The organism is Vulcanimicrobium alpinum (genome assembly GCF_027923555.1).
Classification (GTDB): Bacteria; Vulcanimicrobiota; Vulcanimicrobiia; order Vulcanimicrobiales; family Vulcanimicrobiaceae; genus Vulcanimicrobium; species Vulcanimicrobium alpinum.
Genome location: NZ_AP025523.1, coordinates 1875529 through 1902036, shown reverse-complemented (window position 1 = coordinate 1902036; position 26508 = coordinate 1875529). Strand labels below are relative to the sequence as shown.

The 26508-nt window shown below is 68.3% G+C and carries 29 protein-coding genes, 2 tRNA genes and 1 pseudogene; 15 read left to right on the top strand and 17 right to left on the bottom strand.

Annotation, left to right across the window (positions count from 1 at the left end; all coding sequences use genetic code 11):
* Window positions 1–25: 25 nt before the first annotated feature.
* The 5 genes from WPS_RS09785 to WPS_RS09765 all read right to left on the bottom strand — a co-directional run bounded on the left by WPS_RS09785 (window position 26) and on the right by WPS_RS09765 (window position 7506).
* Window positions 26–172: a hypothetical protein gene (locus WPS_RS09785; RefSeq protein WP_317994319.1), complete on the bottom strand. Its 147-nt coding sequence runs from the start codon at window positions 170–172 to the stop codon at window positions 26–28.
* 95 nt (window positions 173–267) lie between these two features.
* The gene (locus tag WPS_RS09780) at window positions 268–1989 is read right to left on the bottom strand and encodes a PQQ-binding-like beta-propeller repeat protein (protein WP_317994318.1); all 1722 of its coding nucleotides are present in this window, start codon (window positions 1987–1989) and stop codon (window positions 268–270) included.
* Window positions 1986–3206 carry a multicopper oxidase family protein gene (locus tag WPS_RS09775; RefSeq protein ID WP_317994317.1) on the bottom strand — a complete coding sequence of 407 codons (1221 nt, stop codon included), beginning with the start codon at window positions 3204–3206 and terminating at the stop codon, window positions 1986–1988. The genes WPS_RS09780 and WPS_RS09775 overlap by 4 nt, the downstream gene beginning before the upstream one ends.
* Window positions 3203–6568, bottom strand: a complete 3366-nt coding sequence (locus WPS_RS09770; protein WP_317994316.1) for a glycosyltransferase family 39 protein — start codon at window positions 6566–6568, stop codon at window positions 3203–3205. The genes WPS_RS09775 and WPS_RS09770 overlap by 4 nt, the downstream gene beginning before the upstream one ends.
* The gene (locus WPS_RS09765) at window positions 6565–7506 is read right to left on the bottom strand and encodes a LamG-like jellyroll fold domain-containing protein (RefSeq protein WP_317994315.1); all 942 of its coding nucleotides are present in this window, start codon (window positions 7504–7506) and stop codon (window positions 6565–6567) included. Before WPS_RS09765 ends, WPS_RS09770 begins: the two co-directional genes overlap by 4 nt.
* 331 nt (window positions 7507–7837) lie before the next feature.
* Between WPS_RS09765 and WPS_RS09760 the strand changes: the two genes are divergently transcribed.
* Window positions 7838–8167 carry a hypothetical protein gene (locus WPS_RS09760; RefSeq protein ID WP_317994314.1) on the top strand — a complete coding sequence of 110 codons (330 nt, stop codon included), beginning with the start codon at window positions 7838–7840 and terminating at the stop codon, window positions 8165–8167.
* Between the two features lie 29 nt (window positions 8168–8196).
* On the opposite strand, the gene WPS_RS09755 is transcribed toward WPS_RS09760, so the two are convergent.
* Window positions 8197–8269, bottom strand: a tRNA-Ala gene (locus WPS_RS09755).
* A 128-nt stretch (window positions 8270–8397) separates the two neighbouring features.
* Between WPS_RS09755 and WPS_RS09750 the strand changes: the two genes are divergently transcribed.
* The 3 genes and pseudogenes from WPS_RS09750 (at window position 8398) to WPS_RS09740 (ending at window position 11834) form a co-directional block, all read left to right on the top strand.
* Entirely contained in the window at window positions 8398–10476 is a 2079-nt protein-coding gene (locus WPS_RS09750; protein ID WP_317994313.1) for a prolyl oligopeptidase family serine peptidase, read from the top strand.
* Window positions 10477–10763: 287 nt separating this feature from the next.
* Window positions 10764–11177: pseudogene (locus WPS_RS09745) on the top strand (transposase); the annotation flags it as partial.
* 9 nt (window positions 11178–11186) lie between these two features.
* Window positions 11187–11834: an integrase core domain-containing protein gene (locus tag WPS_RS09740; RefSeq protein ID WP_317997529.1), complete on the top strand. Its 648-nt coding sequence runs from the start codon at window positions 11187–11189 to the stop codon at window positions 11832–11834.
* On the opposite strand, the gene WPS_RS09735 is transcribed toward WPS_RS09740, so the two are convergent.
* From WPS_RS09735 to WPS_RS09710, 6 genes are all read right to left on the bottom strand, one after another.
* Window positions 11779–12390, bottom strand: coding sequence for an SDR family NAD(P)-dependent oxidoreductase (locus WPS_RS09735; protein ID WP_317994312.1), 612 nt, complete (start codon window positions 12388–12390; stop codon window positions 11779–11781). The two genes, WPS_RS09740 and WPS_RS09735, sit on opposite strands and share 56 nt — an antisense overlap.
* Entirely contained in the window at window positions 12360–13214 is an 855-nt protein-coding gene (locus WPS_RS09730) for a fumarylacetoacetate hydrolase family protein (RefSeq protein ID WP_317994311.1), read from the bottom strand. Before WPS_RS09730 ends, WPS_RS09735 begins: the two co-directional genes overlap by 31 nt.
* A gap of 86 nt (window positions 13215–13300) precedes the next feature.
* Window positions 13301–13377, bottom strand: a tRNA-Ile gene (locus WPS_RS09725).
* A 50-nt stretch (window positions 13378–13427) separates the two neighbouring features.
* The gene (locus WPS_RS09720; RefSeq protein ID WP_317994310.1) at window positions 13428–13715 is read right to left on the bottom strand and encodes a hypothetical protein; all 288 of its coding nucleotides are present in this window, start codon (window positions 13713–13715) and stop codon (window positions 13428–13430) included.
* Entirely contained in the window at window positions 13715–14083 is a 369-nt protein-coding gene (locus WPS_RS09715; protein WP_317994309.1) for a hypothetical protein, read from the bottom strand. The genes WPS_RS09720 and WPS_RS09715 overlap by 1 nt, the downstream gene beginning before the upstream one ends.
* 18 nt (window positions 14084–14101) lie before the next feature.
* Window positions 14102–14704, bottom strand: a complete 603-nt coding sequence (locus WPS_RS09710; protein WP_317994308.1) for a transglycosylase SLT domain-containing protein — start codon at window positions 14702–14704, stop codon at window positions 14102–14104.
* 102 nt (window positions 14705–14806) lie between these two features.
* On the opposite strand from WPS_RS09710, the gene WPS_RS09705 reads away from it, so the two are divergent.
* The 10 genes from WPS_RS09705 to rimM are packed head-to-tail and all read left to right on the top strand — an operon-like array spanning window position 14807 to window position 21267.
* Entirely contained in the window at window positions 14807–15319 is a 513-nt protein-coding gene (locus tag WPS_RS09705) for a YceD family protein (protein WP_317994307.1), read from the top strand.
* Window positions 15276–15482 carry a 50S ribosomal protein L32 gene (gene rpmF / locus WPS_RS18180; protein ID WP_405054876.1) on the top strand — a complete coding sequence of 69 codons (207 nt, stop codon included), beginning with the start codon at window positions 15276–15278 and terminating at the stop codon, window positions 15480–15482. Before WPS_RS09705 ends, rpmF begins: the two co-directional genes overlap by 44 nt.
* 4 nt (window positions 15483–15486) lie before the next feature.
* The gene (locus WPS_RS09700; protein ID WP_317994306.1) at window positions 15487–16494 is read left to right on the top strand and encodes a beta-ketoacyl-ACP synthase III; all 1008 of its coding nucleotides are present in this window, start codon (window positions 15487–15489) and stop codon (window positions 16492–16494) included.
* Complete coding sequence (gene fabD, locus WPS_RS09695; RefSeq protein ID WP_317994305.1) at window positions 16491–17444, top strand: ACP S-malonyltransferase; 954 nt, start codon at window positions 16491–16493, stop codon at window positions 17442–17444. Before WPS_RS09700 ends, fabD begins: the two co-directional genes overlap by 4 nt.
* A complete protein-coding gene (fabG, locus tag WPS_RS09690; RefSeq protein WP_317994304.1) occupies window positions 17441–18181 on the top strand; it encodes a 3-oxoacyl-ACP reductase FabG in 741 nt (246 codons plus the stop codon). Before fabD ends, fabG begins: the two co-directional genes overlap by 4 nt.
* Before the next feature lie 42 nt (window positions 18182–18223).
* Window positions 18224–18472 (top strand): acyl carrier protein, encoded by a 249-nt coding sequence (locus tag WPS_RS09685; RefSeq protein ID WP_317994303.1) that lies wholly within the window; start codon window positions 18224–18226, stop codon window positions 18470–18472.
* 3 nt (window positions 18473–18475) lie between these two features.
* Window positions 18476–19807 carry a signal recognition particle protein gene (gene ffh / locus WPS_RS09680; RefSeq protein ID WP_317994302.1) on the top strand — a complete coding sequence of 444 codons (1332 nt, stop codon included), beginning with the start codon at window positions 18476–18478 and terminating at the stop codon, window positions 19805–19807.
* A 57-nt stretch (window positions 19808–19864) separates the two neighbouring features.
* A complete protein-coding gene (rpsP, locus tag WPS_RS09675) occupies window positions 19865–20155 on the top strand; it encodes a 30S ribosomal protein S16 (protein WP_317994301.1) in 291 nt (96 codons plus the stop codon).
* A gap of 16 nt (window positions 20156–20171) precedes the next feature.
* Window positions 20172–20741 carry a KH domain-containing protein gene (locus WPS_RS09670; RefSeq protein WP_317994300.1) on the top strand — a complete coding sequence of 190 codons (570 nt, stop codon included), beginning with the start codon at window positions 20172–20174 and terminating at the stop codon, window positions 20739–20741.
* Between the two features lie 16 nt (window positions 20742–20757).
* Window positions 20758–21267 carry a ribosome maturation factor RimM gene (gene rimM / locus WPS_RS09665; RefSeq protein WP_317994299.1) on the top strand — a complete coding sequence of 170 codons (510 nt, stop codon included), beginning with the start codon at window positions 20758–20760 and terminating at the stop codon, window positions 21265–21267.
* Between the two features lie 9 nt (window positions 21268–21276).
* Here the strand turns inward: rimM and WPS_RS09660 are convergent, their stop codons facing one another.
* Both WPS_RS09660 and WPS_RS09655 read right to left on the bottom strand, forming a co-directional pair.
* A complete protein-coding gene (locus WPS_RS09660) occupies window positions 21277–22365 on the bottom strand; it encodes a hypothetical protein (protein WP_317994298.1) in 1089 nt (362 codons plus the stop codon).
* 33 nt (window positions 22366–22398) lie between these two features.
* Window positions 22399–23226, bottom strand: a complete 828-nt coding sequence (locus WPS_RS09655; protein WP_317994297.1) for a YihY/virulence factor BrkB family protein — start codon at window positions 23224–23226, stop codon at window positions 22399–22401.
* Between WPS_RS09655 and WPS_RS09650 the strand changes: the two genes are divergently transcribed.
* Window positions 23220–23738, top strand: a complete 519-nt coding sequence (locus WPS_RS09650; protein ID WP_317994296.1) for a hypothetical protein — start codon at window positions 23220–23222, stop codon at window positions 23736–23738. The genes WPS_RS09655 and WPS_RS09650 overlap by 7 nt on opposite strands.
* On the opposite strand, the gene WPS_RS09645 is transcribed toward WPS_RS09650, so the two are convergent.
* From WPS_RS09645 to WPS_RS09635, 3 genes are all read right to left on the bottom strand, one after another.
* Window positions 23710–23970 carry a hypothetical protein gene (locus tag WPS_RS09645; protein ID WP_317994295.1) on the bottom strand — a complete coding sequence of 87 codons (261 nt, stop codon included), beginning with the start codon at window positions 23968–23970 and terminating at the stop codon, window positions 23710–23712. The genes WPS_RS09650 and WPS_RS09645 overlap by 29 nt on opposite strands.
* A 62-nt stretch (window positions 23971–24032) precedes the next feature.
* Entirely contained in the window at window positions 24033–25397 is a 1365-nt protein-coding gene (locus WPS_RS09640) for a DUF2252 domain-containing protein (protein ID WP_317994294.1), read from the bottom strand.
* A 128-nt stretch (window positions 25398–25525) separates the two neighbouring features.
* Window positions 25526–26503 carry a divergent polysaccharide deacetylase family protein gene (locus tag WPS_RS09635; RefSeq protein ID WP_317994293.1) on the bottom strand — a complete coding sequence of 326 codons (978 nt, stop codon included), beginning with the start codon at window positions 26501–26503 and terminating at the stop codon, window positions 25526–25528.
* Between the last annotated feature and the right edge of the window lie 5 nt (window positions 26504–26508).

The following is a 26508-nucleotide window of genomic DNA, read 5'->3' as shown; positions in this document are numbered from 1 at the left end:
GGCCCTCAACGGGATCGCGCGAGGGTCAGCGCGGCTGGGTGATTGCGCCGCTGAAGTGCCGCAGCTGCGCCGCGGCTTCCAACACCAAGTCGACGCGGAACACGACAACGGCGACCATCACGACGAGGGCGATGAGAAAGATCCAAAAGCCCCCGCGATATTGCTGCTCCATCAGTCAAAGTATGACGGGCCGCGCTCGCCGTTGCTAGTGTCCTGGCGTCAAAGATTCGTTCGGCCGGCCGCGCGAACGTCCGATTTGCGTAAAGTTCAGCGCCGCGCAGTCCGAGCGACGCTCGCGCCGGCCCGCAGGCCGAACACGAAGACGCTGTCGTAGCCGCCGACGTAGACGTTGCCGTTGACGACCGTCGGCGAGAGGAACGGGTGACCGTGACTGTTGGGCCACAAGCCGATCGGCTCCGTCACGAGGATGCGTGAGAGGTCGGTCGCATCGTAGGCGAGCAGTTGGACGGGCCGGGTCGTGACCTCGTTGATGTTCGGCCGCGTCGTCACCCACACGATCCCGGTCCCCGGTGTCTTGCCGTTCGAGGAGACGGTCGGAATCGCACCGCCGGAGCCGGGGAACGTGTTGCGCGACTGGCCGGCGGGGACGAGCCGCGGACGTCCGCTGCCGGTCACCAGACGATATGCGCGCAGCGCGTCCTGCGCCCAGGCGTTGAAGATCAACTGCCCCGTCGGGCCGTCGTAGTACGCAGGTCCTCCGCACGTGCCGATGCACCACACGGTGTTGTCATGCTCGTCGCCGATGACTTGCAGGATCTTGTCCGGACCGCCCGGCGTGTACCCTCCGAGGTGATCGCGGTCGAGCAGAAAGATGGCGCGCACCTTGCTCGCCGCGAGCGCGAGGTGCGGAAAAGCCCCGCGCTGCGCGGGCAGCAGCAGCATCCCGCTCCCGCCGAAATCGGCTGCGTTCGCTTCGAGTTCGGCCTGCGTGTACGGCGTGAACGAGTCGAGCACGCGCAGATCCGGCGACATCTTGAGCGCGCTGTCGCCGTAGTTCAGGCCGCCGTCGTTCGCGTTGAACGGACCGTTGGACGTGGTGAGGTAGAGGTTGCCGCCGTCGTCGGCGCTGATCCCGAAGCCGCCCTGCCACACGCCGCCGCCGTTGACGGCTTGCCAATCACGAAGCGTGACGAAGCTGCCGACTTGCTTCAGATCGCTTGCGCGATAGGCGAAGACCCAGCCGTGCGCTTGCGGATCGTGACAGTGCGAACCGTAGCCGAAGTAGAGGATGCCGTTGCTCAGCAGCACTCCCGTGCGGCTGTACTGCACCAGCGGGTCGAATCGCAGCGTATTGCCGAGCAGGCGGCGCAGGCTGTGCTTCCAGGTCGGGCCGAGCGTGAACACGCCGCGGTTCGTGAGCGTCGTCGTCCCGGTGATCTCGGCCGGTTCTCGTCGTTCCTGTCCGGTATCGAGCGCGAGGGCGTGCAGGGAATGGTGGAACGTCATCCGTCCCTCCTCGCTGCGCATCGCCTTGGCGACCACGAACACCGTATTGGAGGCGCGGTCGATCGCCGGCGTCGACGAGATGCCGATCTTCGGCGAGACGTGGCAGTCGCCGATGTACGACACGTCGACGGGCTCCGCGCGGCAGCAGCCGGCGACGCGCTGCATCCACAGCCGTTCTCCCGTGTCGGCGTCGAACGCGTAGACGACGTCGCGCTGCGTCGCCACGATCAGTACGTTGTGCGTTCCGCGGTTGGGGATTGCGACGCCGTGCACGTACAGCGGCTGCGCGTACACCTGTCCCTCGACCGGGATTCGGAACTTCAGGCCGAACGTGCGCGAGTTCACGTTGCTCGTCGTGAGCACGGACTCGCGCGGGTTCCAGCCCAGCCGCGCGTTGTCGTAGTGGAAGGTCAGATAATCGGTCGCCGCGGCGGAGGCTCGAGCGCGATCGGGTCGCGCCCACATCGCGGCGGCCGTCGCGACGACGGTCAGGATGAGCGCGACGGCGATACGAGCGTTCATGGTCTGCGGAGTCTCCGGCCGCGCTCGGCGGCGAGGATGCGTCGGCGCGAGGCGCGCAGCCGCCGGACTGCGAGCACTCCGACGCAGATCGCCGCCGCGAGCGCGACGATCAGCGCAAGGAGCACGCGGCGCGACGGCCGGAACGGCGCCGCCTGCGGCGCACCGTGCATCGAAGGCTGCATCATCGCCGGCATGTCGATCCGCATCGATTCATCCATCGCGGCGAACACGTTGGGCGTCCCGCGATAGTGGAGGGCGGTGATCAGACCGGAGGGCATCCCCTGTTGATCCTGCGTGTGGTCGAGAAAATGACAGTGCACGATCCACGTCCCGGGGATTGCGTCGGCCGTGACGACCACGTCTACGCGCTGGCCGGGGCCGATCATCACGGTATCTTCGACGTCACCATCGGGGACCGGACGCGCATCGCGGGCGATCACACGCTGATCATGTCCGTGTGAATGCATCGTGTGTTCGTTCTCGGACGAGATGTTGATCCACCGGATGCGAACGCGGTCGCCGCGGCGGACCTCGATCTGCCGGGTCTCCGGATACTCCTTGCCGTTGATCGTGAAATGATCTTCCGGACCGCCCCCGAGCTGCCAGGCTGAGAGGATTTCGAGGTAATCACCGCTGAGCCCGCGCTCGACTGCGCGCGGGTGCGCCGGTTCGACGATGATCCCGCCGTAGAGTCCGGAATCGAGCACCGCCTCGTTGCTGTGACTGTGATAGAGAAACGTTCCGTCTTCGTTCGCGGTAAACTCGTAGCGAAAGGTGCCGTGCGGCGCCACAAGCGGCTGCGAGATCCCGGCGACGCCGTCCATCTCCGGCGGTGCGCCGTGGATGCCGTGCAGATGGATCGTGTCGGGGACGTCGAGCTCGTTGGTGAAGTCGATGACGACGCGATCGCCTTGATTCACGACGAGCGTCGGACCGGGGACGACGCCGTTGTAGGTTCGCGCCGCGGCGGTGACGCCCGAGCGCAGCGTCCATTGCGCTTCCCGGGCGACGAGCCGGAACGTCTTCGTGCGTCCGTGCACCTCGGGGACAGCGGCGAACGTCCCGTCCGCGCGCGCGGCGAGCGCCGATTCGTTCGCGTTCGCCGGCGTCATCTGCATCGCGGCGTTTGACGCCGTCGCCCCGAGAGCGCTCACGACGAGGCTGAAGATCGCTGCACGTATCGCGGCTCGTTTGTGCACCGCGAGCGCGATCCTCATCGCAGACCGAAGACCGAGATACTGTGGTCCCCGCCGACGTAGACGCGGCCGTTGGCGATCGTCGGCGTCAAGAACGGGTGTCCGACTTTGTTCGGCCAGAGCGAGACGTCACCGTGATAGAGCACGTGCGAGACGTCGGAGGCATCGTATGCATAGAGTTCGATCGGCTTGGTCGCGACGTCGCGGATGTTGGGACGGGTCAAGCTCCAGACGATTCCCGTTCCGGGCAGCCGTCCGTTCGACGAGACGCTCGGGATCGACCCGCCGGAGCCGGGAAAGACGTTCGGCGAATGCGCGACTTCGACCAGCTTCGGACGCTCGCGCTGCCGGTCGAGGCGGTAGGCTCGCAGCGCGTCGAGCGCCCACACGTTGAACACGTACTCGCCTGCGGGGCCGGCGTAGTACGCCGGGCCGCCGCACGTGCCGATGCACCAGTGCGTGTCGTCGTGATTGTCGCCGATCGTCTGCAGCACGCGGTCGGGACCGCGCGGCACATAACGCCCGAGGCGATCGCGATCGATAAGGAAGATCGCGCGCACTTTGCTGCTGACGACTCCCAGATGCGCATGCGGCCCGGTGCCGTCGGGGAGCGCGATCATCCCGCCCCCGCCGAAGTCGGCGTCGTTTTCCTGCAGTTCGCGCTGGGTGTAGGGCGTGAAGTAGTCGAGGACGCGTCCGAGATCGGGGGTGAGCTTCATCAGCGAGTTGCCGAAGTTGCGGCCGCCTTCGTCCGCGTTGAACGGTCCGTTGCCGGTCAGAAAGTAGACGTCGCCTGAACGGTCGCCGGTGATCCCGAAACCCGCCTGCCACACGCTGCCGAGGTTCTCGTCGTTCCAGTCTCGGGTCGTCGCGAAGGAGCCGACCTGCGCCAGATCGGCGGCGCGGTAGGCGAAGACCCAGCCGTGCGACGACTGGACGTCGCAGTGCGAACCGAAGCCGATGTAGAGCAGACCGTTCGCGAGCAGCAGCCCCGGTCGATTGTACTGCGCGCGCGGATCGAAGGTCGCCGTCCCGCCGCCGGGGAGCAGCCGGCGCACGCTGTGGCGGAACGCGTGATCCGGCGCGAAGACGCCCCGCAGCGAAACCGATGCGCGTCCGCGGATCTCAGCCGGCCGCAGACGATCGGCGCCGGTCGCCAGCGAGAGCGCGTGCAGCGTGCTGTGAAACGTCACGTCCTTTCCGCGGCGCGTCATCGTCTTCGCGACGACGTACAGCGTACCGGTGCGGCGGTCGACGACCGGCACCGACGACACGCCGACGACCGGCTTCACCGATTCGCACGGCGTATCGGTGAGCATCTGCAACGGTGCCGGGGCGGCGCCGCAGCATCCGGTGAACGTGTGCACCCACAGCTTCGCACCGCTGTCAGCGTCGAAGGCGTACACGCTGTCGCGTTCCGTCGCCGCGATCAGCAGCGTGCGGCGGCCCAGGCCCGGGACGTCGACCCCCGTGACGATTAGCGGCTGTCCGTAGCTTTGTCCGTCGATCGGAAGTTCCAGCCGCTTTCCGAACGCGCGCGAGGCGACGTTCGCCGTCGTGAGGCTCCGTTCGCGATCGTTCCAACCCAGGCGGCCGACGTCGTTGTGCGCCGTCAGCACGTCGACCGAATCGTGCGTCGCCGATGTGGGCAGCGAGCCGGGCGGCGCCGACCAGAGCACCCGTGACGCGCGAACCACGGCATCGTCGGCCGGCGGCTCGGGGATGCGCGCCGGCGGCGCGACGGCGCTGGCGGCATTCGCGTTCCACGCATAGATCGCCAGACGGTCCGCTCCCGATCCGAAGTCTTTGACGAAGTGTGCCGACGCATCGGGGACGCCGTCGCGCAGCCACGCGGAGAGGTACGGTCGCGCCGCTGTGCGCGACCCTTCGAGCAGCAGATACGTCGGGCGCTTCCCGCGGACGTAAGCGAGCGTCTCGGCGGAGTTCGCGTAGGGCAGCGGCATCCAATCGCCGTGGGCGTAGAACGCGACCTCGTTGCCGACCGCCATGATCAATTTCGGTCCCGGCGCGTCGGCGTCGAGCCATGCGGCGGCGCGGCGCGCGAGCGTCGCGTCGACGGTCTCGGCGCTGAGCCGGTGCGCGGAGAGACCGAGATACGCGGTCACGACGATCAGCCCGAGCACGACGGCCCCGCGCCGGATCCCGGGCGTCGTTCGCTCGCTGAAGCGGGCGACGAGCGCGTCGAGCGGCTCGGCTGCGAGGATCGCGAAGAGCGGGACGAACGGCGCGACATACCGCGGCCACAAGTGCTGCAGGGTGAGCAGTCCGCAGAGGTCGAGCGAGGCGATCGCGCCGACGATCCCGTACACGCCGCGAACCCCTGGACGGCGCAGGCCTCGTACGAGCCCGGCCAGCGCAAACGCGGCAAAGAGGGGCGTACCGAAATTGAACGAGAGCAGGGCCCGCCCGATCCGCGCGACCTGACTGCGGAAACCGCGTACCGCGAGGGCGAGCCGCGCGCGCAGGGGCGGGTCGCCGATCCCGGGGTGCGTCGCATAGAATCCGGCGCCGAGTTCCGCGCCGTCCTCGCGGAGCCCGGGGCCGAGACCGTCGGCAGCCTCATCGTACGACATGCCTTGGGCGATGCGCTCGGCGAGGGCGTAGTTGACGGCGGACTTGGTATCGATCCGGGCGTGACCGGTCGCGCGCGAGATGACGACCGCGTACGGCACGGCGAAGACGGCGAAGGCCACCGCCAACGCCGCGGCGCGCCGGAGTGCGCTGCCGCGCTGCGTGCGCACGGCGAGCATCACGGCGCACAGTGCAACGAACGCGTAGACGATCGTCTCGCTGCGCGTGCAATACGCGAGGCCGAACCATGCGCCGGCCGCGAGAGCCCAGCGCGGGTTCTCGCGCGAACGCAGGAACGCATGCAGCCCGGTGACGGCAAGGGTGAATGCGAGCGAATCGGCGAGCGGCGTCACGGAGGTCGCGACGGCGATCGGGTTGATTGCGACGATCCCGGCCGCGACCATCGCGGCGCGCGTCCCGGCGAGGCGGGACGCGATCGCGTAGACGGGGACGACGAGCAGCGACCCGGCAACGAGCGAGACGATGATCCCGGCGCGTTCGGCGCTGATCCCGATCCAGACCAGCGCCGCGACGATCGCGGGGAAGATCGAGACGTGCACCGAGTTCGGCGTGCCGCGGATCCCGATGTAGCCATATCCGTGTGCGAGATTCTCGGCGGTGCGCGCAAAGTTCGCACCGTCCATATCGATCAGCGGCGAGCCCAGCCACGCGAGAGCGATGAGGCGAACGGCGAGCGCCGCGAGGACGAGTCCGGCGAGCGTCGCGAGGACCGCCGCGCTTCCTCGCACGTGCTCCATCGCCGTCGTGTGCGGGGCCGCCTCGGCCCTCATCGCCGGCTGAGCCGCGTTACCGCTGTCGGGACCGGTGTCGCGATCCCCGCTTCGTAGTGGCGCTGGATCTGGTCGGCCGTCAGCACGTGATCGTACACGGCAACCTCGCCGATGCGACCGAAGAAGACCGCATTGCGGTCGACGAACTCGCCGCCGATCCCCATCCCGTCGTGGGCTCCGTAGCCAAAAATCAGTCCCTTCACGTGCATCGCGTTGCTCAGCTTTCCGTTGACGTAGAAACGCATCGTCTCTCCGTCGTAGGTGCCGACGAGGTGATAGCGCTCGCGCACGTTGGGGGGATTGCCGTCCGTTTGATCTCCCGCATACAGTTCGCGTGCTTCGACCGAGTCGCCCTGGAACGGCTGCGCCAGCCACGTGAGCAGGCTGTGAACGCCCCGCACGGGAATCGGATCGGTACGCTTTCCTTTAGCGACAACAGGGAAATGCCACACGTGGCTGTGAGCGTCCAGTTCGAGCGCGTAGCGGCAGTGCTGCTTGTCGGGCGCATCGTCGCGGCCGTACGCCGCGATCGTAATGTCGCCGGCGTTCTTGCCGTGCACGCTGATGGTAAAGGGCAGCGCCCACGCTTCGATCGTCACGTTCTTCGTCACCTGGAAGCGCGAGTTCCCGCGGATGCGAACGTCTTCGGCGCCCGACGACGTGTCGGCGCCTGAGAATTCCATCGACGAGGCGGCATCCGCGATCACCGGCGGCGCGCCGAGCTTCACGTGCGCACCGATCGTTCCGTCGAGATGGTGTCCGGACGAATCGTGCGCGACGCTGCCGGAGCGTTCGTCGAGGCGGTAGTACGCCAGCGGATGATCGCTCAGGACCGTGGCCCGGTAGGCGTCCGATTTCTGGGACGCGAGCGCTTCAGGCGGCCAGGTCGTCCCTGCCGCGCAGAAGACGACGAAAACGGCAAAAACGAGTCTACGCACGGAACCTCACGTCAATCACCCATGCCATTCTAGCCGCCGAGGGACCGGCCGGCGACGACCCACCAGGCCGGGCCCTTAGCGCGAAAGTCCTAAGGCCACCTGCGGTTCCTCCGGCGCGTCTTCGGCGCGGTGCGACGGCATCACGTTCGCGCCGTCAGCGGGTTGGACGCCCCCGGGGCGCGTTGCGTCCGGCCGCTTGTACGCGTCGATGTCCGGACGGCGGACGTCGCGGCGCCGGGACCTTTGAGGAACCCGCTCGGACCGATCAGCCCGAGGAACGAACGGTGCGCACGGTGCAATTTTTTCTGCCGGGTATCTGCAGAGAGCTTTCGTGCTACTGAGTTTCCACGTCTTCGTGGACACGATCAACGCCCGTCTCGACGACGCGATCTTTCGACATCGCTATCCGACGGTATGGTTCACTGAGACCGTCGATCAGGTCGAATGGCGCCGCGAATCGCATGCCGTTCGCCTCGCGCGCCACAGCGCCGGCTCGGCACGATGGACCCTCCTCGCGCGCGGCGTTCAGGACGGCCCTGCGCACATCATCATCATGAACGAACAGGGCGTCGCCGATCTCATCGACATCATTCTGCACGCCACCGGCGTGCTCGCAAACGATGCTGAGTCGCCGGTCGACGCCGCGGAACACGTCACGTAATCACGCATTTGGTGGTGCGTCGGGGACTCTGGAGACGAGGGGACTCGAACCCCTGACATCCTGCTTGCAAAGCAGGCGCTCTACCAGCTGAGCTACGTCCCCCGCGCGGCATACGTTTGGCGTGCGCGCCGCGCGGCGCCTGCCGCTCGGACGGCCTCCGCACGCGCATCTCGTGCCGCGACGGCATGGCCGTGAAGGTGGCGCGGGACCGCGCGCCGTTCTTTCCTCCGATGTCCTCGGCCGCCGCGGCGCCCCCGCCGTATCCCCACGCGCCCCGAATCAACCATGTCGACGACTACTTCGGAACGCACGTCGTCGACCCGTACCGGTGGCTCGAGGAGATCGATGCGGCGCCGGCGCAACGCTGGATCGCGGAGCAGAACGCCCTGACCGAGCGCGTCCTCGCGGCCGTCCCGCAGCGCGCGGCGATCTGTTCGCGGCTGACGACGCTGTGGAACTACGAGCGCCGCTCGGTGCCGGAGAAGGCGGGAAACCTCTACGCGTACTTCCGCAACACCGGACTGCAGAATCAGGCCGTGCTGTACGTGACGCGCGATCTGGCAGAGCCCGGGCGCGTTCTGCTCGATCCCAACACGTTCTCGACCGACGGAACCGTCGCGCTCTCCGGTGCTTCCTTCAGCGACGACGGGACGCGGCTCGCGTACAGCATCTCCGCCTCGGGCTCCGATTGGCAGGAGTGGCACGTGCGCGACGTCGCCGCCGGCGCCGATCTTCCGGACCTCGTGCGCTGGGCGAAGTTTTCCTCGGCGTCCTGGCGGCGTGACGGGAGCGGCTTCTATTACAGCCGGTACGACGAGCCGCCGCAGGATGCGCGTCAGTTCAAGGACACGACGTACTTTCACAAGCTGTACTTCCACCGGCTGGGCACGCCGCAGTCCGCCGACGTGCTGGTCTACGAGCGGCCGGATCACAAAGACTGGAGCCTCGGCGCGACCACGACCGAGGACGGCCGCTTCCTGATCATCGACGCGACCCGCGGGAGCGATCGCAACAATCGGGTCTTTCTGAAAGACATCGCGAGCGACGGGCCGGTCACGGCGTTGATCGGCGACGGCGAAGCGAGCTACGAGTATCTCGCCAACGACGCGACGACGTTTTACTTTCGGACCACCCGCGATGCGCCGCGCGGACGGATCATCGCCGTCGAACCCGGCGCGGCCGCGGTGCGAGAGATCGTCCCGCAGTCGGACGACTCGCTCGATGCGGCATCGTTCTTCGGCGACGCGATCGTCGCGCAATATCTGCGCGACGCGCGCGCGTTCGTGCGCGTTTACGGGATCGACGGACGCCTGCTGCGCGACGTCGTGCTTCCCGGACTGGGAAGCGTCGGCGGTTTCGGCGGCAAGCGCAGCGAACGCGAGACGTTCTACACGTACACGAGCTATACGGAACCGGCGTCGATCTACCGCTACGATCTGGCCGGCGGCCTCTCGTCGCGCGTGTTCGCGCCGCAGCTCGCCTACGACGCCGACGCGTTCGTGAGCGAGCAGATGTTCTACGCCTCGAAAGACGGGACGCGCATCCCGATGATCGTGACGTCGAAGCGGGGAGTCGCGCGCGACGGAACCGCGCCCGCGATTTTGTACGGATACGGCGGGTTCGACATCTCGGTGACGCCGGCGTTCTCGTCGGCGGTCATCGTGTGGCTCGAGATGGGCGGCATCTATGCGGTCGCGAACCTGCGCGGCGGCGGTGAGTACGGCGAGGCGTGGCACGAAGCCGGGATGAAGACGCAGCGTCAGAACGTGTTCGACGATTTCATCGCCGGCGCCGAATATCTGATCGCCGAGGGCTGGACGTCACCCGCGAAGCTCGCGATTCACGGCGGCTCGAACGGCGGGCTGCTGGTCGGTGCCTGCATGACGCAGCGTCCGGAACTCTTCGGTGCGGCGCTGCCGTCGGTCGGCGTGCTCGACATGCTGCGGTTCGAGCGCTTCACGATCGGCTGGGCGTGGACGTCGGAGTACGGCTCGGCCGACGATCCCGATGACTTCCGCACGATGCTCGCGTATTCGCCGTATCACAATCTGCGCGACGGCGTCTGCTATCCGTCCACGCTGATCACCACCGGCGATCACGATGACCGCGTCTTTCCGGCGCACTCGTTCAAGTTCGCCGCGGCGCTGCAGCACGCCCAAGGCTGCGACAACCCGGTGCTGCTGCGGGTGGAGATGAAGGCCGGTCACGGGGCCGGCAAGCCGACGTCGAAACTCATCGACGAGGTCGCCGACCGCTACGCGTTTCTCGTGCTTGCGCTCGGGTTCGAACCGACGGTCGATCGGCGCTGACGCACAACGCGGCGAACCGAGCGAACGCGACCGAGGACGCTGCCCTCGCCCGCCGAAGCGAGGAGACAACAACAAAAGACCGGGCCGCACAGCCGGAGAGCCTCTTGAGACGTTTCCTTCTCGCGATTCTTGGATTGTGTGCGTTCTCGGCGCCGGTCGGCGCCGCAACGAATCGTGTCCCGGCCCGTGGTGTATGAGAGGGTCGCCCTTGTAGCATAGAGAGCGGCCATCGTGGCTTTCGGCGAAGGTTGTTTTTGCAACAAATAACCGACCGAAAGGGATCCACGATGGCCAAACCCAGTATCGCACTTTCCGAGCTCGTCGAAAAGGGCGGCGACGTCGACTTCGTTCGCGAGATGCTCCAGTACGCCGCGCAGCGGATCATGGAGATCGATGTTGAGGAACTCTGCGGCTTGCCCTACGGCGAGCGCGGCCCCGGCCGACAGAACGCCCGCAACGGCTTCCGCGAGCGCCAATGGGAGACGCGTTCCGGCACGATCGGACTGCGCATCCCCAAGTTGCGCAAAGGTAGCTACTTCCCCGCGTTCCTCGAGCCGCGCCGCACGGCGGAGAAGGCGCTCACCGCCGTCATCCAAGAGGCCTACATCCAGGGCATCTCCACGCGCTCGGTCGACGAGCTCGTCAAGGCGATGGGGATGACAGGCATCTCCAAGAGTCAGGTCTCACGGCAAATCGCCGAAGCACTGTCGATGGCGCGCTCGACGGTCATCAAGGTACTCAAGCGGCTCAACATCGCGCGTCTGCGCGACCTCGAGCCGGCCCGCTTTACGCAGCGTTATGAGTATCGCCGACCCGGCGAGCTCGTTCACATTGACATCAAGAAGATCGCACGATTTGAGCGCGTGGGGCACCGCATCCACGGCGATCGCACGAAGTGCTCCAGGCACGTCGGCTACGACGTCATCTTTGTCGCGGTCGACGATGCCAGCCGCCGGACTGAAACACGCGTATACACGCGGGAAGACGCGACCTCGGCCGCAGACTTCTTGCGGCGGCTCGCGATTCTTTACGCTCGTCGCGGCGTGCGAATCGAACGAGTCATGACTGACAACGGCAAAGTGTTCAGCTCGAACGCGTTCGAGTCAATGATGAGGTCGATCGGTGCGCGACACATTTTCACGCCGCCCTACACGCCGCGTTGGAACGGCAAAGCGGAGCGCTTCATCCAGACCATGCTGCGCGAGTGGGCGTACGCGGTCGCTTATCGCACCAGCGACGAGCGCCGAGACGCCCTCCCGGCGTGGCTCCGGTACTACAACGAGGACCGCCGGCACACGGCCATCAACTACGAGACCCCCGCCTCACGTTGGGCCGCGGCCCGTAAACGAGGCGCGTAGTCTCGACAGCTAGCCCGACCGTGAACGCGTCGATCGCCGCTTTGCTCGCGGCATAGTGCACCCACTCACCGGCACTTCCGTAGACGGCGGCGCGCGAAGAGATGTTGACGATCGCGCCGCCGAAGCCGCCGTTTGCTTTCGACATCCGGCGCACCGCTTTGCGCGCGCAGACCATCGCGCCGATGACGTTGACGGCGAAGACGCGGGCGAGCGTCGCCGCATCGACGTCGGCGACCCGCGCGATCCCGCCGGTGATCGCGGCGTTGTTGACCAGGCCCGCGATCGGCCCGAGCGCTTCCTGTGCCTGCGCGACGAGTCGCGCAGCCGCGAGCGGGTCGCCGATATCCGCGCCGATCGCGACCGCGCTCCCGCCGCGTGCGACGATGTCGTTCACGACGGCTTCGGCCGACTCGCGGTCGCGCAGGTAGTTCACCGCGACCGCCCATCCGCGTTCGGCGGCGCAGCGCGTGATCGCCGAACCGATGCCGCGTCCGCCGCCGGTGACGACGAGCGTGCCGGGGGCGCTCAGGGCGCTTTGCTCGTCGCGGGCGCCCACGCGTCCTCATCGACGCAGCGATTGACCAGTTCGCCGATCCCCGCGATGCGGGTGGTCAGGGTCTCGCCGCTGCGCAGCCAGCGGGGCGGCGTGCGCGACAGACCGACCCCCGACGGCGAACCCGTCGAGATGATGTCGCCCGGGTCGAGCGTCACGAACGTGCTGATATAGCTGATGAGATCAGCGGGCGAAAACTGCATGTCGGCCGTCGTGGAGTCTTGCACGATCGCGCCGTCGATCAGCGTTTGGATGCGCAGGTCGACGGCGTCATCGACCTCGTCCGGGGTGACGAGCACCGGTCCGAGGGGAGTGGTTCGCTCCCACGTCTTGCCCTGCAGCGCCTGACGCGTGCGCATCTGCCAGTCGCGCACGGAGACGTCGTTGACGATCGTATAGCCTGCGATTGCAGCCCGTGCCGTCGCGCGATCCGCGGCGCGTACGGACCGGCCGATCACCACTCCCAGTTCGACCTCCCAAGCAACTTGCTCGGAGGCGTGCGGCATGGCGATCGGATCACGCGCACCGATCAGCGCGCGAGCGAACTTCGCGAACAGGCTCGGATACGCCGGCGGCTCCATCTTCAGCTCGGCGATGTGCGCGAGGTAGTTGAATCCGACGCAGAAGAACTTGTCCGGGCGCGGTACGAGCGGCGCGAAGGCGACCGTTTCGAGCGCGACGTCGGGACCGCCGGCCTTCGCCTGCGTCAGCCAATCGGGGCGTTCGAGCAAGTCGCGCACGTCGGCGAACTGCAGCAGAATCGCTCGATCGCCGTCGATGCGCGCTGCGCGGCATCCGTCGGAGGTCCGGAGCGTCGCAACACGCATTGCTCGCGGCTACACCGCACCGATTTTCAGTTCCTTCGGCTCGCGCGGCAACACGAGCGCCGGCGGCACAGACGCCGGGCGGGCGCTGGTGGGCCATCATGGATTCGAACCATGGACCTCATGCTTATCAAGCATGCGCTCTAACCAACTGAGCTAATGGCCCGGGGCGGCGACGTCTTAGTCTAGGAGAGCCCCGGGCCCTTGTCAATCGGCTCAGATCAGCTTGATCCACTGCCCCATCACGGCGTCGTCGCGCTTGATCTGTTCCATCGCGAGGTCGCGCAGCGCGTTCGCTTCGCGCTGGAGCTCGGCGCGGATCATCGTCATGCGGTCGAACGCCGCTTGCTGTGCGAGCAGGTCGACGTCGTCGGCCGTGACCGGCGCTCCGGCGTGTGCGGCGGCCGGATGCGCGGCTTTAGCGGCCGCCGTGCGGGACGTCGAGCGTGTCTGCGCAGGCGCCGCGCGCGCCGCCGGCTGCGGCTTGACCGGGACGAGATCCATCACCCGATCGACCGGATGAACTCGCGCGTGATCTCGTTGTCGGCCTTGCGCTGCTCCATCGAGATCATGCGGAGCTGATTCGACTCGCGCATCAGTTCCGAGCGCTCCGAGGTCATCTGGTCGAACTGTTCCGACTGCGCCTGAAGCTGCAGTTGGAACATCATGTTCTGCGCGTTGAGCGCTTCGGTCTCGGCGAGGTAGCCGCCGTTGAGGAGGTTCTGCGTCGAGTTCGAGAAGCCGCCCGCCGCGGTCGCGCCGTTGCCGCCGAAGCCGCCGCCGAGCGCGCCCAACCCGACCGAGAGCGGATTGCCGCCGAAGATCGCGCCCTGGGCGCCGCCGGCGAGCGCTCCGAGAAGATTGAAGCCCATGGGTGTCGTGCGTCCTTTCTAGGCGTCGCCGTCGGCGAGCACGGCGGGAGCGGTATCGCCGGAATCGTTCTGGTCGGGCTGCGCAAGCGGCCGATACGGCGGAAGCTGCGGCTGCCCCGAGACGGCGCTCCCGCCGAGCAGCGCGACGAAGCCGAGCAGCGCGTCGAGTGGTCCCGCAGTCGGACCGGTGCTCGCCGTCCCCGGTCCGCCCAGCTCGGCGTAGTGCCGGAGGACGGAGTCCGCGTAGCCGAGTCGCGGGCCGTCGCCCCAATCGGTCCGGGTCCCGGCAGCCTCCGGAGAGCCGGCGTTATATGCGGAGAGCGCGGCATGCACGTCGCCGCCGTAGCGCTCCAGACTCGCGGCCAGGAGGCCGGCGGCGTAGTCGGCGTTCCGCGCCGGATCCATCGCCGCCGCAGTGCGGGCGAAGGGGTGGTAGCGGTCGTCGATCTGGAACACGCCGCGCCCGTGGCCGCCGTCGCCCACGATGTTGCGGCCGGAACTGCTCCCGGGACCGCCGGTCTCCTGGGCGGCGACGGCGGCGAGCAGGCGCGCGTCGAGGTGATGGCGGGCGGCCGCAGCCGCGATTTGGGGCCCGTAGGCCACGCCAAGGTTGGTCGTCATGCGCCTCTCGTTCACGCGCCTTCTCGCGTTGACAAGGGTGCGGGGAGCGTCTACCATGGGACGGTTGCATGGGGTCTCCTCGCGGGGGCCTCGTTCTATGGTATGGGTTCACCACTGGTCATCGACGTCGGTTCGCTGCTCTTCGCGGGGCGTCCGATGTCTCTCGACGAACGGGTCGAGGTTCCGCCGTTCTCCACGTTCACGTTCCCGCAGCCGGCGCACGTCCGGCTCGACCTGCGGCGCGTCGATCGGGGGATTCAGATCGACGGGACGCTCGAGGTCGACGTCGCGGGAACGTGCGACCGGTGTCTGGAGGACGTCACCGTCCCGATGACGGTCGAGGTCGAGGAGCGCTTCGATCCGCCGAGCGGAACGAGCGACCCTTTCGGAGAGAACAACGTACTGAACGGCACGTCTCTGGACGTCAGCGATCTGGTGAGGCAACTCGCCGCCAGCGCACTCCCGAGAATGCTGTGCAGCGGAGACTGTCGCGGACTCTGCGACATCTGTGGACTGAGCAAGAACGCGGGGGGTGGCTGCACCTGTCCTCCCGTGCATACGGAAGGCGATCATGGCGAATCTCAAGTGGAAAACCCCCCGGTCGAAGACGCGTAGCCGGCGCGCTGCGAACTGGAAGCTCAACCCCGTCACGACGGTCGAGTGTCCGCAGTGCCACCAGCCGAAGCGTCCGCACTTCGTGTGCGACTTCTGCGGCACGTACGACGGCCGTCAGGTGGTCACGCCGAAGGACGACCACGCCGGCCACAATCACCCGTAGATAGTTGAACGCCACCGGGGTCCGGATCGCGGGCGTCGGGCACTACGTGCCCGACCGCGTGATCACCAACGCCGATTTCGAGAAGATGTTCGAGACGTCGGACGAGTGGATCACGACCCGCACCGGGATGAAGGAACGGCACGCGGTCCGCGCCGACGAGCCGACCAGCGACATCGCGCTCGCCGCCGCGCGCAACGCGCTCGCGCAGGCGAAGCTGTCCGCATCCGATCTCTCGTGCATCATCGTCGCGACGGTGACCCCGGATTATGCCTTCCCCGCCACTGCCTGCGTCGTCGGCAGCAAGCTCGGCGTGCCGGGCGTTGCGGCATTCGACATGGAGATCGGCTGCAGCGGTTTCATCTACGGCCTCACCGTAGCAGCGAGTCTGGTCCGCACCGGCGTCTTCCGGCGCGTGCTGCTGATCGGCGCCGAAGAACTGACGCGGCTGGTCAACTACGAAGACCGCTCGACGGCGATCCTCTTCGGCGATGGCGCCGGCGCGGTGGTGCTCGAAGCCGCTTCGACCGATTCGTTTCTCGGCTCGGAGCTCGGTGCCGACGGCACGACCCCGTCGAACCTGTACCTCCCGTTCAGCGGCACCGCCGATCCCGCGCCGACCGCCGCCGACATCGCGCAGAAGAAGAACACGATCCATATGAACGGCCGCGAAGTCTTCCGCTTCGCAGTCACCAAGATGATCGAGGCGACGAACGTCGCGCTCGATCGCGCGGGGATGACCGCGCACGACGTCACGTGGCTGATCCCGCATCAGGCGAATCGCCGCATCATCGACGCCGCCGCGAAGCATCTCGAGATGCCCGGCGAGCGCGTGATCGTCAACATCGACAAGTACGGCAACACGAGCGCGGCGTCGATTCCCATGGCGCTCTCGGAGGCCGTCGCGTCGGGCAAACTCAAGGATGGAGATGTGATTCTGTTCGTCGGATTCGGAGCCGGCTTGAGTTGGGGCGCCGTCGCGTGGCGCTGGAACATGAACGGCGCCGCGGCATGACGATGCGGATCGGGGTCGTCTTTCCCGGCCAGGGCTCGCAGGTCGTCGGGATGGGCGTCGACGTCGCGCGCAGTTCGCCCGCCGCGGCGCAGTGCTTCGCCGCCGCGAAGACGATCCTGGGCTACGATCTGCTCGCGCTCTGCGAGAGCGGCCCCGAAGAACGTTTGCGCGAGACGCGGTACGCGCAGCCGGCGATCTTCGTCACCAACGTCGCGCTCGCGCGCGCCGTCGGCGAAGCGCTGGAACCCGTCGTCGGCGCGGGCCACTCGTTCGGTGAATTGTGCGCGCTGACGCTGGCCGGTGCGCTCACCTTCGAGACGGCGCTCGCGCTGGTCAACGAACGCGGCTTGGCGATGCATCGCGCCGCCGCGCTCGCGCAGGGCGCGATGGCTGCGGTGCTCGGGCTCGCGGCGGACGCGCTGCGCGACGCGGTCGCGACGACCGTCGCGCGCGGCGGCGGACGCGTCCAGCTCGCCAACTTCAACGCGCCCGGCCAGATCGTGATCAGCGGCGACGCCGAAGCGGTGCGCATGGCGGGCGAACTTGCGATGGAGGCCGGCGCGAAACGCGTTGTCCCGCTCAACGTCGCGGGCGCCTGGCACAGCGCGCTGATGGATCCGGCGAAGGACGAGTTCGCCGCGCACGTCCAGGCGGCGACCGTGACGCCGCCGCGCTTCACCGTGATCTCCAACGTCGACGCGCAGCCGTATGCCGAGGTCGAGCAGATCAAGACGAACCTGATCCGCTCGGTTACCGACGAGGTGCTCTGGCACGACACCGCCGTCGCGATGGTCGCGCTGAAACTCGACCTGATCGTCGAGTTCGGCGCGCAGTCGATCCTGGCGCCGATGTTCAAGCGCATCGCCGCCGCGCCCAAGGCGATCACCGTCTCGGGCGCGGCGGCGATCGAGAGACTGCGCGAGCAGATCGCGCCGCAGGCCGTCTCGTGAGCGCATCGGTCGCCGTCGTCACCGGGGCCAGCCGCGGGATCGGGCGCGCCATCGCCGTCGACCTCGCGCGCCACGGTTCCGACCTCGCGCTGTTCGGCCGCGACACCGCGGCGCTCGCCGGGACCGAGGCCGCAGTACGCGCCGCCCGGCCCGGCGCGGCGATCAGCACCTACGCGGTCGACGTCGCCGACGAGCAGGCCGTCGCCGGCGCGATTGCCGACGTCCTCGCGAAGCACGGCCGCATCGACATCGCGGTCGCCAACGCCGGCCAATCTCAGGACGGGCTCATCCTGCGCTTCAGAAGCGCCGAGCTCGACCGGCTCCTCGACGTGAACCTGAAGTCGGCATTCTACCTCTCGGCCGCTGTGGCGAAGCCGATGATGAAGCAGAAGAGCGGTTCCATCGTCTTCGTCTCGTCGATCGTCGGGCTGGCGGGGAATCCCGGCCAGAGCATGTATGCGGCAACCAAAGCCGGCTTGCTGGGCTTGACCAAGTCGCTCGCGAAAGAACTCGGGTCCCGCAACATCCGCGTCAACGCGGTCGCGCCCGGCCTGATCGAAACCGCGATGACCTCGGAGATGCCGGCCGCCGCGCGCGACCACTACCTCAAAACGATCGCTCTGGGCCGCTCCGGCAGCCCCGAGGACGTCGCCCCCGTCGTCACCTTTCTCGCTTCGGATGCCGCCCGCTACGTCACCGGCCAAACGCTGGTCGTCGACGGCGGCTTTCTGATGTAGAGCCCGCGCCCTTCACCCACCCAAGGAGTATTGAGCAACATCATGGCCGCTGACACATTCGATCGCGTCAAGAAGATCATCGTCGAACAGCTTGGCGTCGAGGAAAACGAAGTCACGCCGGAAGCGTCGATCACCGACGATCTGGGTGCCGATTCGCTCGATCAGGTTGAGCTCGTGATGGCGTTCGAGACCGAGTTCGGGATCGACATCCCCGATGAAGAAGCCGAGAAGATCAAGACCGTCGGCGACGCGGTTCAAAAGATCGAATCGGTGGGCGCCGCCAAGGAATAACCCGTGCTCGAGGCCTTGGGCGAGCGCTTAGGCGCGATCTTCGACCGGCTTGCCAATCGCGGCCGACTCAACGAGTCGGACGTCGCTGAGGTATTGCGCGAAGTTCGCGTCGCGCTGCTCGAAGCCGACGTCGCGCTCCCCGTCGCCAAAGAATTCGTCAACCGGATCAAGGAGAAGGCCGTCGGGAGCGACGTCCTCACCTCGCTGACGCCGGCGCAGTCGGTCGTCAAGATCGTCTACGACGAACTCGTGGAATTGATGGGCGGCGCGGCCGCGCGTCTGACGTACAGCGATGCGCCGCCGACCGTGTACCTGATGGTCGGTCTGCAGGGTTCGGGGAAAACGACGCACGCCGGCAAACTCGCGTTGCGTCTGAAGGAGCAGGGCCGCCGAACGCTGCTCGTCGCGGCCGACGTCTACCGTCCGGCCGCGATCGATCAGCTCAAGACGCTCGGGCGTCAAATCGACCTGCCGGTCTTCGACGAGAGTCAGGGCGATCCGGTGAAGATCGCGCGCGACGGCGTCGCCGAAGCGAAGCGGCTCGGGATCCCGACGGTCATCATCGATACCGCCGGCCGCCTGCAGATCGACGATCGCCTGATGGTCGAACTCGAGCAGATCAAAGCCGCGGTCAAGCCGATCGAGATTCTGTTCGTCGCCGACGCGATGACCGGCCAAGAGGCGGTGAACGTCGCGAAGACGTTCAACGAGCGGCTCGGGATCACGGGCGTCATCCTCACCAAGATGGACGGCGACGCGCGCGGCGGCGCCGCGCTCTCGATCCACCGCATGACGGGCGCGCCGATCAAGTTCGTCGGCGTCGGCGAAAAGGTCACGGCGCTCGAAGCGTTCTATCCCGACCGGCTCGCGCAGCGCATTCTCGGGATGGGCGACGTCCTCACGCTGATCGAGAAGACGCAGAGCGTCTACTCCGAACAGCAGGCCGAGGATCTCGCCAAGAAGCTGCGCAAATCGCAGTTCACCCTCGACGATTTTCTCGATCAGCTTCGTCAAGTCCGCAAGATGGGCTCGATGAACGACATCATGAAGATGATCCCCGGGCTTTCGAAGGCGCTGCCGAACGTGCAGATCGACGAGAAAGACGTCAGCAAGACTGAGGCGATCATCTGTTCCATGACGCGCCGCGAACGCGAGCGCCCCGAGATCTTGAACGGCTCGCGCCGCAAGCGCATCGCGCTAGGGTCGGGGACACAAGTCTCCGACGTGAACAAGCTCGTGAAACAGTTCGAGGCGTCCCGCCAGATGATGAAGCAGCTCGGCGGGATGAAAAAAGGCCGCTTCCCCAAGTTCCCGATGCCGGGCTTGGGGCGGTGACGTCACCCTTCCACCCCAACCCCTCCGCGAACGCGCGGAACTACCGAGAAAGTCGACATGGTTAAGATCAGACTCCGACGCATGGGCGCCAAGAAACAGCCGACGTACCGCTTCGTCGTCGCCGACGTGAACTCGCCGCGCGACGGCCGCTTCCTCGAGATCCTCGGCCACTACAACCCGCGCACGGAGCCCAAGACGCTCGTCGTGGATCAGGAGAAGGCCAAGGAGTGGCTCGCCAAGGGCGCGCAGCCGTCGGATCCGGTGCGCCGTCTCTTCGCCGAACTCGGCTTGGTCGAGCGCGGACCGATCTCCGAGACGAAGCGCGCGCCGAAGGCGAAGAAGTCCTGATGCGCGGGAGCGCACCGTGAGCGCGTTCGACGACGAGTTCGGCCTCTTCGGCGACGACGAGGCCGCCGCGGAAGAAGAGCGCCGCTCGACGCTTGGTGCGCGGCGCATCGCCTCGGACGAAGCCGCGCACGACGACATCGAACCGGAAGACGAACGGCCCCGCCGCGGCCGCCGCGACCGCTCCGCGACGAGCGCCGACGAGGGCGACGAGAAGCCGCGCCGCTTCCGCCGCGACTCGCCCGATCGCGGCGCGCGCAAGACCGAGGATCCCGCGGTCGCGCAGCAGCGCGCGCTCGACCTGCTGAAGTTTCTCGCGAAGAAGCTCGTCTCGAAGCCCGACATGGTGCTGGTCGAAGAGGTCGACACCGACAAGGGCCGCGTCGTCGAACTCGTCGTCGAGCACGAAGATCTCGGCAAGGTGATCGGCCGCAACGGCCGCGTCGCGCAAGCGCTCCGCACGCTGGTGCGCGCGAGCGCCGAAGGCCGGCTGAGCATCGACATCATCTCCTTCGAGGACGAGACCCTCGAAGCGGAAGCGGAACACGCGGGCAGCCCTTCGGCGGACGCGGAGCAAGCTGACGAGTGACGCCAACGCCGGCCGGGTGGCCGGCGTGTTCGGATTGCGGGGCGAGCTGAAGCTCGACCCGAGCCGGATCGGCGACGATGCGCTCGCGGTCGGGCTCACGCTGCGCGCGACGTTGCGCGACGGGACGACGCGCGAACTGCGCATCGCATCGCTCCGCCCGCACAAGGGACGCCCGCTCGTGCGCTTCGACGGGATCGACGACGCGACGGCGGCGCAGCCGCTGGTCGGCGCGACGCTCGCGATCCCGCGGTCAGCGGTCGTGCTCAAGCGCGATGAGTATCTCGACGACGATCTGCGCGGCTGCGCGCTCGTCGACGCGAGCGGTGCGATCCTCGGCGACGTGACGGCAGTCGAACACTACCCCGCGCAGGACGTGCTCATCGTCCGCGTTGCCGGTGCATCGCCGCGCACTGCGATGGTGCCGCTGGTGCGCACGTTCGTGCAGCAGATCGACGTGACGGCGAAACGGATCGCGGTCGACCTGCCGCGCGGTCTGCTCGACGAGCGCGACGCCGATCAGGCGTAGCGCGCGCCGTCAGCGGCGGCGCTTGGGCGGGTTGAGATAGGCGCCGATCGCGGCGTCGACGACGCGTTCCATCGCGAGTTGCGCCGCGAGCGCCGGCGCTCCGCCGGCATCGTTGGTGTAGCTCTTGTTCCAGAGCGTCTTCCCGTCGCAGTTTTTCGCGACCAGATCGAACGTCGCGCTCGCGCCGCCGAACGTCGAGTCGTTGCGGATCGCGAGGCTGCCGCTAAGCACGGCTTCGTGCGGACGCTCCGCGCACGCAGCTTCGGCGGTGGCGGCCTTTTCGGCGCCGGCGCGCGCCGCGATGCGCTCGGTCGCGCCGTCGCGCAGCACGGCGTCGGCGGATCCTCCAACCGGCAGCACCGCCAGACCGCTCGCCGCGGCTCGTGGCGCGGCCGCGACCGACGTCGTGCGCGGGGGCACCGGCGTCGACGGCGAGAGCGGCGGCGGGACGTCCGCGATCGTCCGCGGGGTCGGCGTGACGCTGATCGGCACCGGCGCCGCGGTGCGGACCGGCGTCGCTCTCGGCGAGGCCTGCGCCGAGGGCGCGGTTTTCTTGCGGCGCCCGAAGAGCTTCCCCAGGTTTGCCTGCGCCTCGGCGGTCGGCGCCGGCGTCGGCGAGACCGCCGGCGGCGGCGTCCCGATCGCCGCGAGGCCGCGATTTGCATGGCGCGAGACGAACAGCGCGAGGTCATCGCCCTGACCCGCCGCGTCGGCGTACGTCTGCAGCTGCGCCGTGTTGCTGAAGACGACGATCCCGCTGGTCGTGCTGACGACCTGCTCGACGACGGAGACGCCGGTCCCCAGCGACGAGATGAACCCCGCGATGTAGTAGTCGGCGTTCTCGCGGCGCGCGACGGTGAGAAAGTCCTTGCGCTCGGTCCCCGGCGGCGGCGCGATCACAGAGACCGTTCCGGTGTTCGCCATCTGCGTTGCGATGATCGTCGCGAGCCGCGAACTGGCCTCGCGATCGATGCTGCTTCCGTTCGCCGTGAACGGAAACACGATCACGCTCGGCTTGGCGGTGAGGGCGGACGGTGCTGCCGCGACGAGCGGCAGCCCGCACAGCGCGACGAGAAAGACGACGAAGATGCGGCGCACCCGGCCAGGTTCGGGCGCCCGTCGCGCGATCCCTTACGAGGCGAGCGGCAGCGTCTCTTGGAGCGCTTCTTTCTCCCATGCCGCGCTGACGTGCGCGCCGAACAGGAAGATCACGCCGATCAGGTCGAGCCACAGCAGCAGGACGAACAGCGCGGAGAGCGCGCCGTAGATCGCGAACGCGCCGGCGGCGAACGCCGTGTAGACCGCGAACGCGATCTGCGCGATCGAGTACAGCACCGCGCAGACGGCCGCCCCCGCTGCGACCGACCAGAACTTCGGATGGCGGTTGGGCAAGTACGCGTAGAGCAGTCCGGAGACGATGAAGACCAGCAGCAGCGACGCGGCGTACGACGTGATCTGCGGCGCCCAGCGCAGGGATTCGAGTCCCGTGAACTGCACGATCAGCGTGATGAGGACGGGCAGCACGGTTGCCAGGATCAGCACGACGCCGGCGAACGGGACGAGCACGAGCGCGATCGCGACGTCCCACACGAAGTGACGGTATCGCCGGATCCCGAGCGACCGGTTCAGCGCGTACGTGAGCGCTTGGAACAGATTCTTGCCCGACCACACCAGTCCCAGCAGGCCGACGATCCCGGTGACGCTGCGATAGCGCACGATCGCGTCGAGGTTGTTCGCGACCAGATCTTGGAGCTGCGGCACGTAGAGCTGAATCACCGCGTGGGCGCGCGCGATCCCCTCGTCGGTGCCGTAGACGAATGCCAGGACCGTGACCGCGACGAGCGTCAGCGGGACGAGCGCGAACACCGCGGTGAAGGCGATCGCCTGCGCCATGAACGCCGAGCCTTCGGCGGAAAAGTTCAGCCCTGCCCGGCGGAAGACGCGGATCAGGCGTGACACCGGCTCACCCTTCGCTCGCGCTCGCCGCGCTCGTCTCCGTGCTCATCGACGGGTCGTTCGTTCCCAGCGCGCCGCCTCCATCACTCCTCGACGGCCGGGTCGTCGTGCCGCCGTCGGTCGTCGCGCGGTTCGCCGAACGCGTCGAAGTGAGCCAGGGCGTGCTGACCGCGCAGCGGGGCGCGGTGCGCTGTTCCGTGCGCAGCATCGCCGGAAGCGATCCGCCGTTGGTCGCGCTCGCGCCGCTGGCGCGCTGCCTCGGCGCGAGCGTCTCGTGGGAGCCGCGCGGCAAGACGCTCGCGATCGCGTTCGCCCAGACCGCCGAGGTCCGGAAGCCGGCGCCGTTCGATCCGCGCGCGCCGCAGGTTGCCCCGACGCGAATTTTCACGCCCGAACCCGCGCCCCCGACGCCGCGCGTCATCGCGACCGGGTCGCCGCTTCCGCGCCGCACCGCGATCCCCGCCGTGCCGTCGTTTCCCGTGGCGACTACAAGCCCGCGTCCGTCAGCGCCTTGATCCAGCGCTGGGTGTCGGGATCGTCCCACCAGTTCGCGATGCGCGCTTCGAGGACGGGGATCGAGCGCAGGCGCGACGTGTGCTGCTGCACCGCCGCGGGGTCCGGCTCGCCGGAGTGAAGCTCGGCCTGCAGCGCGTCGACGGACTGCGTCGCGGCGGCGTCGTCGCCGGCCGCGGCGCGCAGCTCTTCGTACGGCGGATGCGGAACATCGGGGCGGCCGGAGTCGTTCATGGGGCTTCCTTCCACGGGCGGTTCGCGCATTACCGCGGTCGCTGCGCCGCCGCCTGCCGAGGTTAGAGGAACCCGCCGGCCGGGAGCGCGGCGACGAACGCCGCGTGGTCTTTTTCCGTCTGATCGGCGTACGCGACGGCGAACGACACGATCGCGTCGTCGAACACGTCGCCGCGTCCCAGATACGCGCCGACCGCACGCGCGTCGCCGGAACGCGCGTGCGCGCGCGCCAGCGCCCAGGCGCAATGATCGGCGAAATCGACGAGCTCGTCGGCGCGCATCGCGGCGAGGTTGGGAGCCGCCTTCATGTCGCGGAATTGGCGGACGTACAGACTGCGCTCACCGATCTGCGTCCAGCCGAGCAGCGCGTCGCTGGCGGCTTGCATCAGCCGCTGTCCGGCGACGACGCGTTCGCCGTATGTCCGGGCGGCTTGCGGTCCGACGTACGGCTCGAAGACCGACGCGCGCGCTTCTTTGCATTGCAGGAGCAGCGGATTGCCGCGATCGTCGACGAGCAGCGCGAGCACGCACCACGTTCCGACGCTGCCGACGCCGACGACCTTGCGCGCGACGTCGACGAGCCGGAACCGCTCGAGCAGGACGTGCGCGTCGGAACGAAGCGTGCCCCGGTAGTCGTCGAGGACCCGCGGCACGTTCATCGCCTTCGCATCGTCGTCGGGAAGACGCTCGAGCAGCGGCGGATCGTCGATGAACCGCATCGTGCCGTCGACGACTTCGGTGATTTTCGGCAGCAGCGCGAGCGCGGTGCGGCCGCGCGCTTCGCGTTCCTGGCGCTCCCACGTCCGGCGCGCGCGCGCATCGAGCGCCGTACGTACCGTGCCGCGCACGTCGATCGATGCGTACCAGACGTCGAGCGTGCTCATCTCGCCGTATTCACGCGTGCGCGTCCGATACGTCGCGAGCGCCTGGCGCACCGCGTCGCTGCACGATGCCGGGCGCACGCCGATCGCGCGCGCCGCGAGGACGAGGCTCGCGGCGAGCCGCTTGACGTCCCACTCCCACGGACCGCGCACCGTTTCGTCGAAGTCGTTCACGTCGAAGACGAGGCGCCGTTCGGGTGAGGCATAGCCCCCGAAGTTCGCGAGATGGGCGTCGCCGCTGATCTGCGGCCGGATCCCGGTGACGGGCGTAGACGCAAGATCGGCGGCCATCACGGCCGCCGATCCACGATAGAAGGCGAGGGGCGAGCGCGCCATCCGTTGGCCGCGCAGCGCGCGCAACTCCGGAATCAGCGTCGCGAAGAGTTCGCGCAGCGTCCGCAGCGCATCGCGATCCGGCGCGGGAGTCCACCCGGCGTGCGATGCCCGGGGGACCTGCGCACGAAGGGCTTTGCCGTCGGGTCGGTTGGGAGCCGGCGCGTCCAGCAGGATGGCCCCGTCCCCTACAGCGGCCGGTCGCGGCGGCACCGGGCCACGGCGAAGCGAGGTCCGGACCCGTCAGGGCGCGACCCCGTGACCATGGCGAGAAGGCGCGTGTGCATGCGTCGACCTCTGACGACCGGGTGACGCTACCGTAGCGGACCTTCGTCCCGGCGTCAACGCCGGACGAGGTCCGCCGCCAGCACGAACTCGATCCCGGCCGCCTGCAGCACCGGGACGAGGCTGCGCACCGCGGCCAGCGTCGCCGCGCGCGGGTGGCCGATCGCGATCGCGGTGCCGCGATCCCTCGCGATCTCGGCGGCCCGCCGCAGCTGTGCCTCGACCGCGGCGCGGTCGTCGACGTCGTCGAGAAACACGTCGCGGCGCGCCGTCGGGACGCCCGCCGCGCCGACGTCGCGCTCGGCGACCGTCTTCGCCGTCGTCCGCGAGTCGATGAAGAAGACACGGCGCGCGGCGAGGACCGCTGCGACGTCGCGCATGACGCGATCGTCGGCCGTCGCGCCGCTCCCCTCGTGGTTGTTCACGCCCGTCGCGAGCGGAACGTCGTCGAGATCGGCGCCGACCTGCGTCGCGATCGCGGCGTCGTCCATCGCGGTGGAGATCTCGCCGGGGCCGGGATTCGCACCCGAGCGCGGCTCCATCGGCAGATGCAGCATCACGCCCTTGCCGGCCGCGTTCGCTTCGCGCGCGATCTGCGCGCCGTACCGCACGTGCGGGAGCACCGAGAGCGTGAGCGGGACCCGAAGCGCGACGAAGCCGCGTTCGGTGTCGCGCCATTGCCCGCAGTCGTCGATGATCAGCGCGAGCTTCGCGCCGTTCGGCGCCGCGCTCGCCGCGGCCGGCGTCGCCGGGGCCGCGGGCGTCGCCGCAGGCGCGGGCGTCGCCGCGGCACCGGGCGTCGCGGCCGGCGCGAGGGTTGCCGCCGCGTCATGAGCCGAGGGTGACGGTTCGGTTGCCGCAAGCGTTGCCGCGTGTCCGCTTCGGTGCGCGTGCGCGGAGCGCGAAGGAGCCGGCACATCGCGCAGCGCGCGCGAGGCGAACAACGCGACGGCGCCGATCAGCAGCAGCGCAAACGCGAACGCCGGGAACGAGGCCGTCCGTGCGCGCGCCGCTCGACGTTTCCTCCGTTTCATCCGCC

Excerpts from the sequence above, each read along its gene's own strand:
- WPS_RS09785 (WP_317994319.1), bottom strand. The coding sequence starts at position 172 with ATGGAGCAGCAATATCGCGGGGGCTTTTGGATCTTTCTCATCGCCCTC.
- WPS_RS09780 (WP_317994318.1), bottom strand. The coding sequence starts at position 1,989 with ATGAACGCTCGTATCGCCGTCGCGCTCATCCTGACCGTCGTCGCGACG.
- WPS_RS09775 (WP_317994317.1), bottom strand. The coding sequence starts at position 3,206 with ATGAGGATCGCGCTCGCGGTGCACAAACGAGCCGCGATACGTGCAGCG.
- WPS_RS09770 (WP_317994316.1), bottom strand. The coding sequence starts at position 6,568 with ATGAGGGCCGAGGCGGCCCCGCACACGACGGCGATGGAGCACGTGCGA.
- WPS_RS09750 (WP_317994313.1), top strand. The coding sequence starts at position 8,398 with ATGTCCTCGGCCGCCGCGGCGCCCCCGCCGTATCCCCACGCGCCCCGA.
- WPS_RS09740 (WP_317997529.1), top strand. The coding sequence starts at position 11,187 with ATGGCGCGCTCGACGGTCATCAAGGTACTCAAGCGGCTCAACATCGCG.
- WPS_RS09730 (WP_317994311.1), bottom strand. The coding sequence starts at position 13,214 with ATGCGTGTTGCGACGCTCCGGACCTCCGACGGATGCCGCGCAGCGCGC.
- WPS_RS09720 (WP_317994310.1), bottom strand. The coding sequence starts at position 13,715 with ATGGATCTCGTCCCGGTCAAGCCGCAGCCGGCGGCGCGCGCGGCGCCT.
- WPS_RS09715 (WP_317994309.1), bottom strand. The coding sequence starts at position 14,083 with ATGGGCTTCAATCTTCTCGGAGCGCTCGCCGGCGGCGCCCAGGGCGCG.
- WPS_RS09710 (WP_317994308.1), bottom strand. The coding sequence starts at position 14,704 with ATGACGACCAACCTTGGCGTGGCCTACGGGCCCCAAATCGCGGCTGCG.
- WPS_RS09705 (WP_317994307.1), top strand. The coding sequence starts at position 14,807 with ATGGGTTCACCACTGGTCATCGACGTCGGTTCGCTGCTCTTCGCGGGG.
- rpmF (WP_405054876.1), top strand. The coding sequence starts at position 15,276 with ATGGCGAATCTCAAGTGGAAAACCCCCCGGTCGAAGACGCGTAGCCGG.
- fabD (WP_317994305.1), top strand. The coding sequence starts at position 16,491 with ATGACGATGCGGATCGGGGTCGTCTTTCCCGGCCAGGGCTCGCAGGTC.
- WPS_RS09685 (WP_317994303.1), top strand. The coding sequence starts at position 18,224 with ATGGCCGCTGACACATTCGATCGCGTCAAGAAGATCATCGTCGAACAG.
- rpsP (WP_317994301.1), top strand. The coding sequence starts at position 19,865 with ATGGTTAAGATCAGACTCCGACGCATGGGCGCCAAGAAACAGCCGACG.
- WPS_RS09645 (WP_317994295.1), bottom strand. The coding sequence starts at position 23,970 with ATGAACGACTCCGGCCGCCCCGATGTTCCGCATCCGCCGTACGAAGAG.
- WPS_RS09635 (WP_317994293.1), bottom strand. The coding sequence starts at position 26,503 with ATGAAACGGAGGAAACGTCGAGCGGCGCGCGCACGGACGGCCTCGTTC.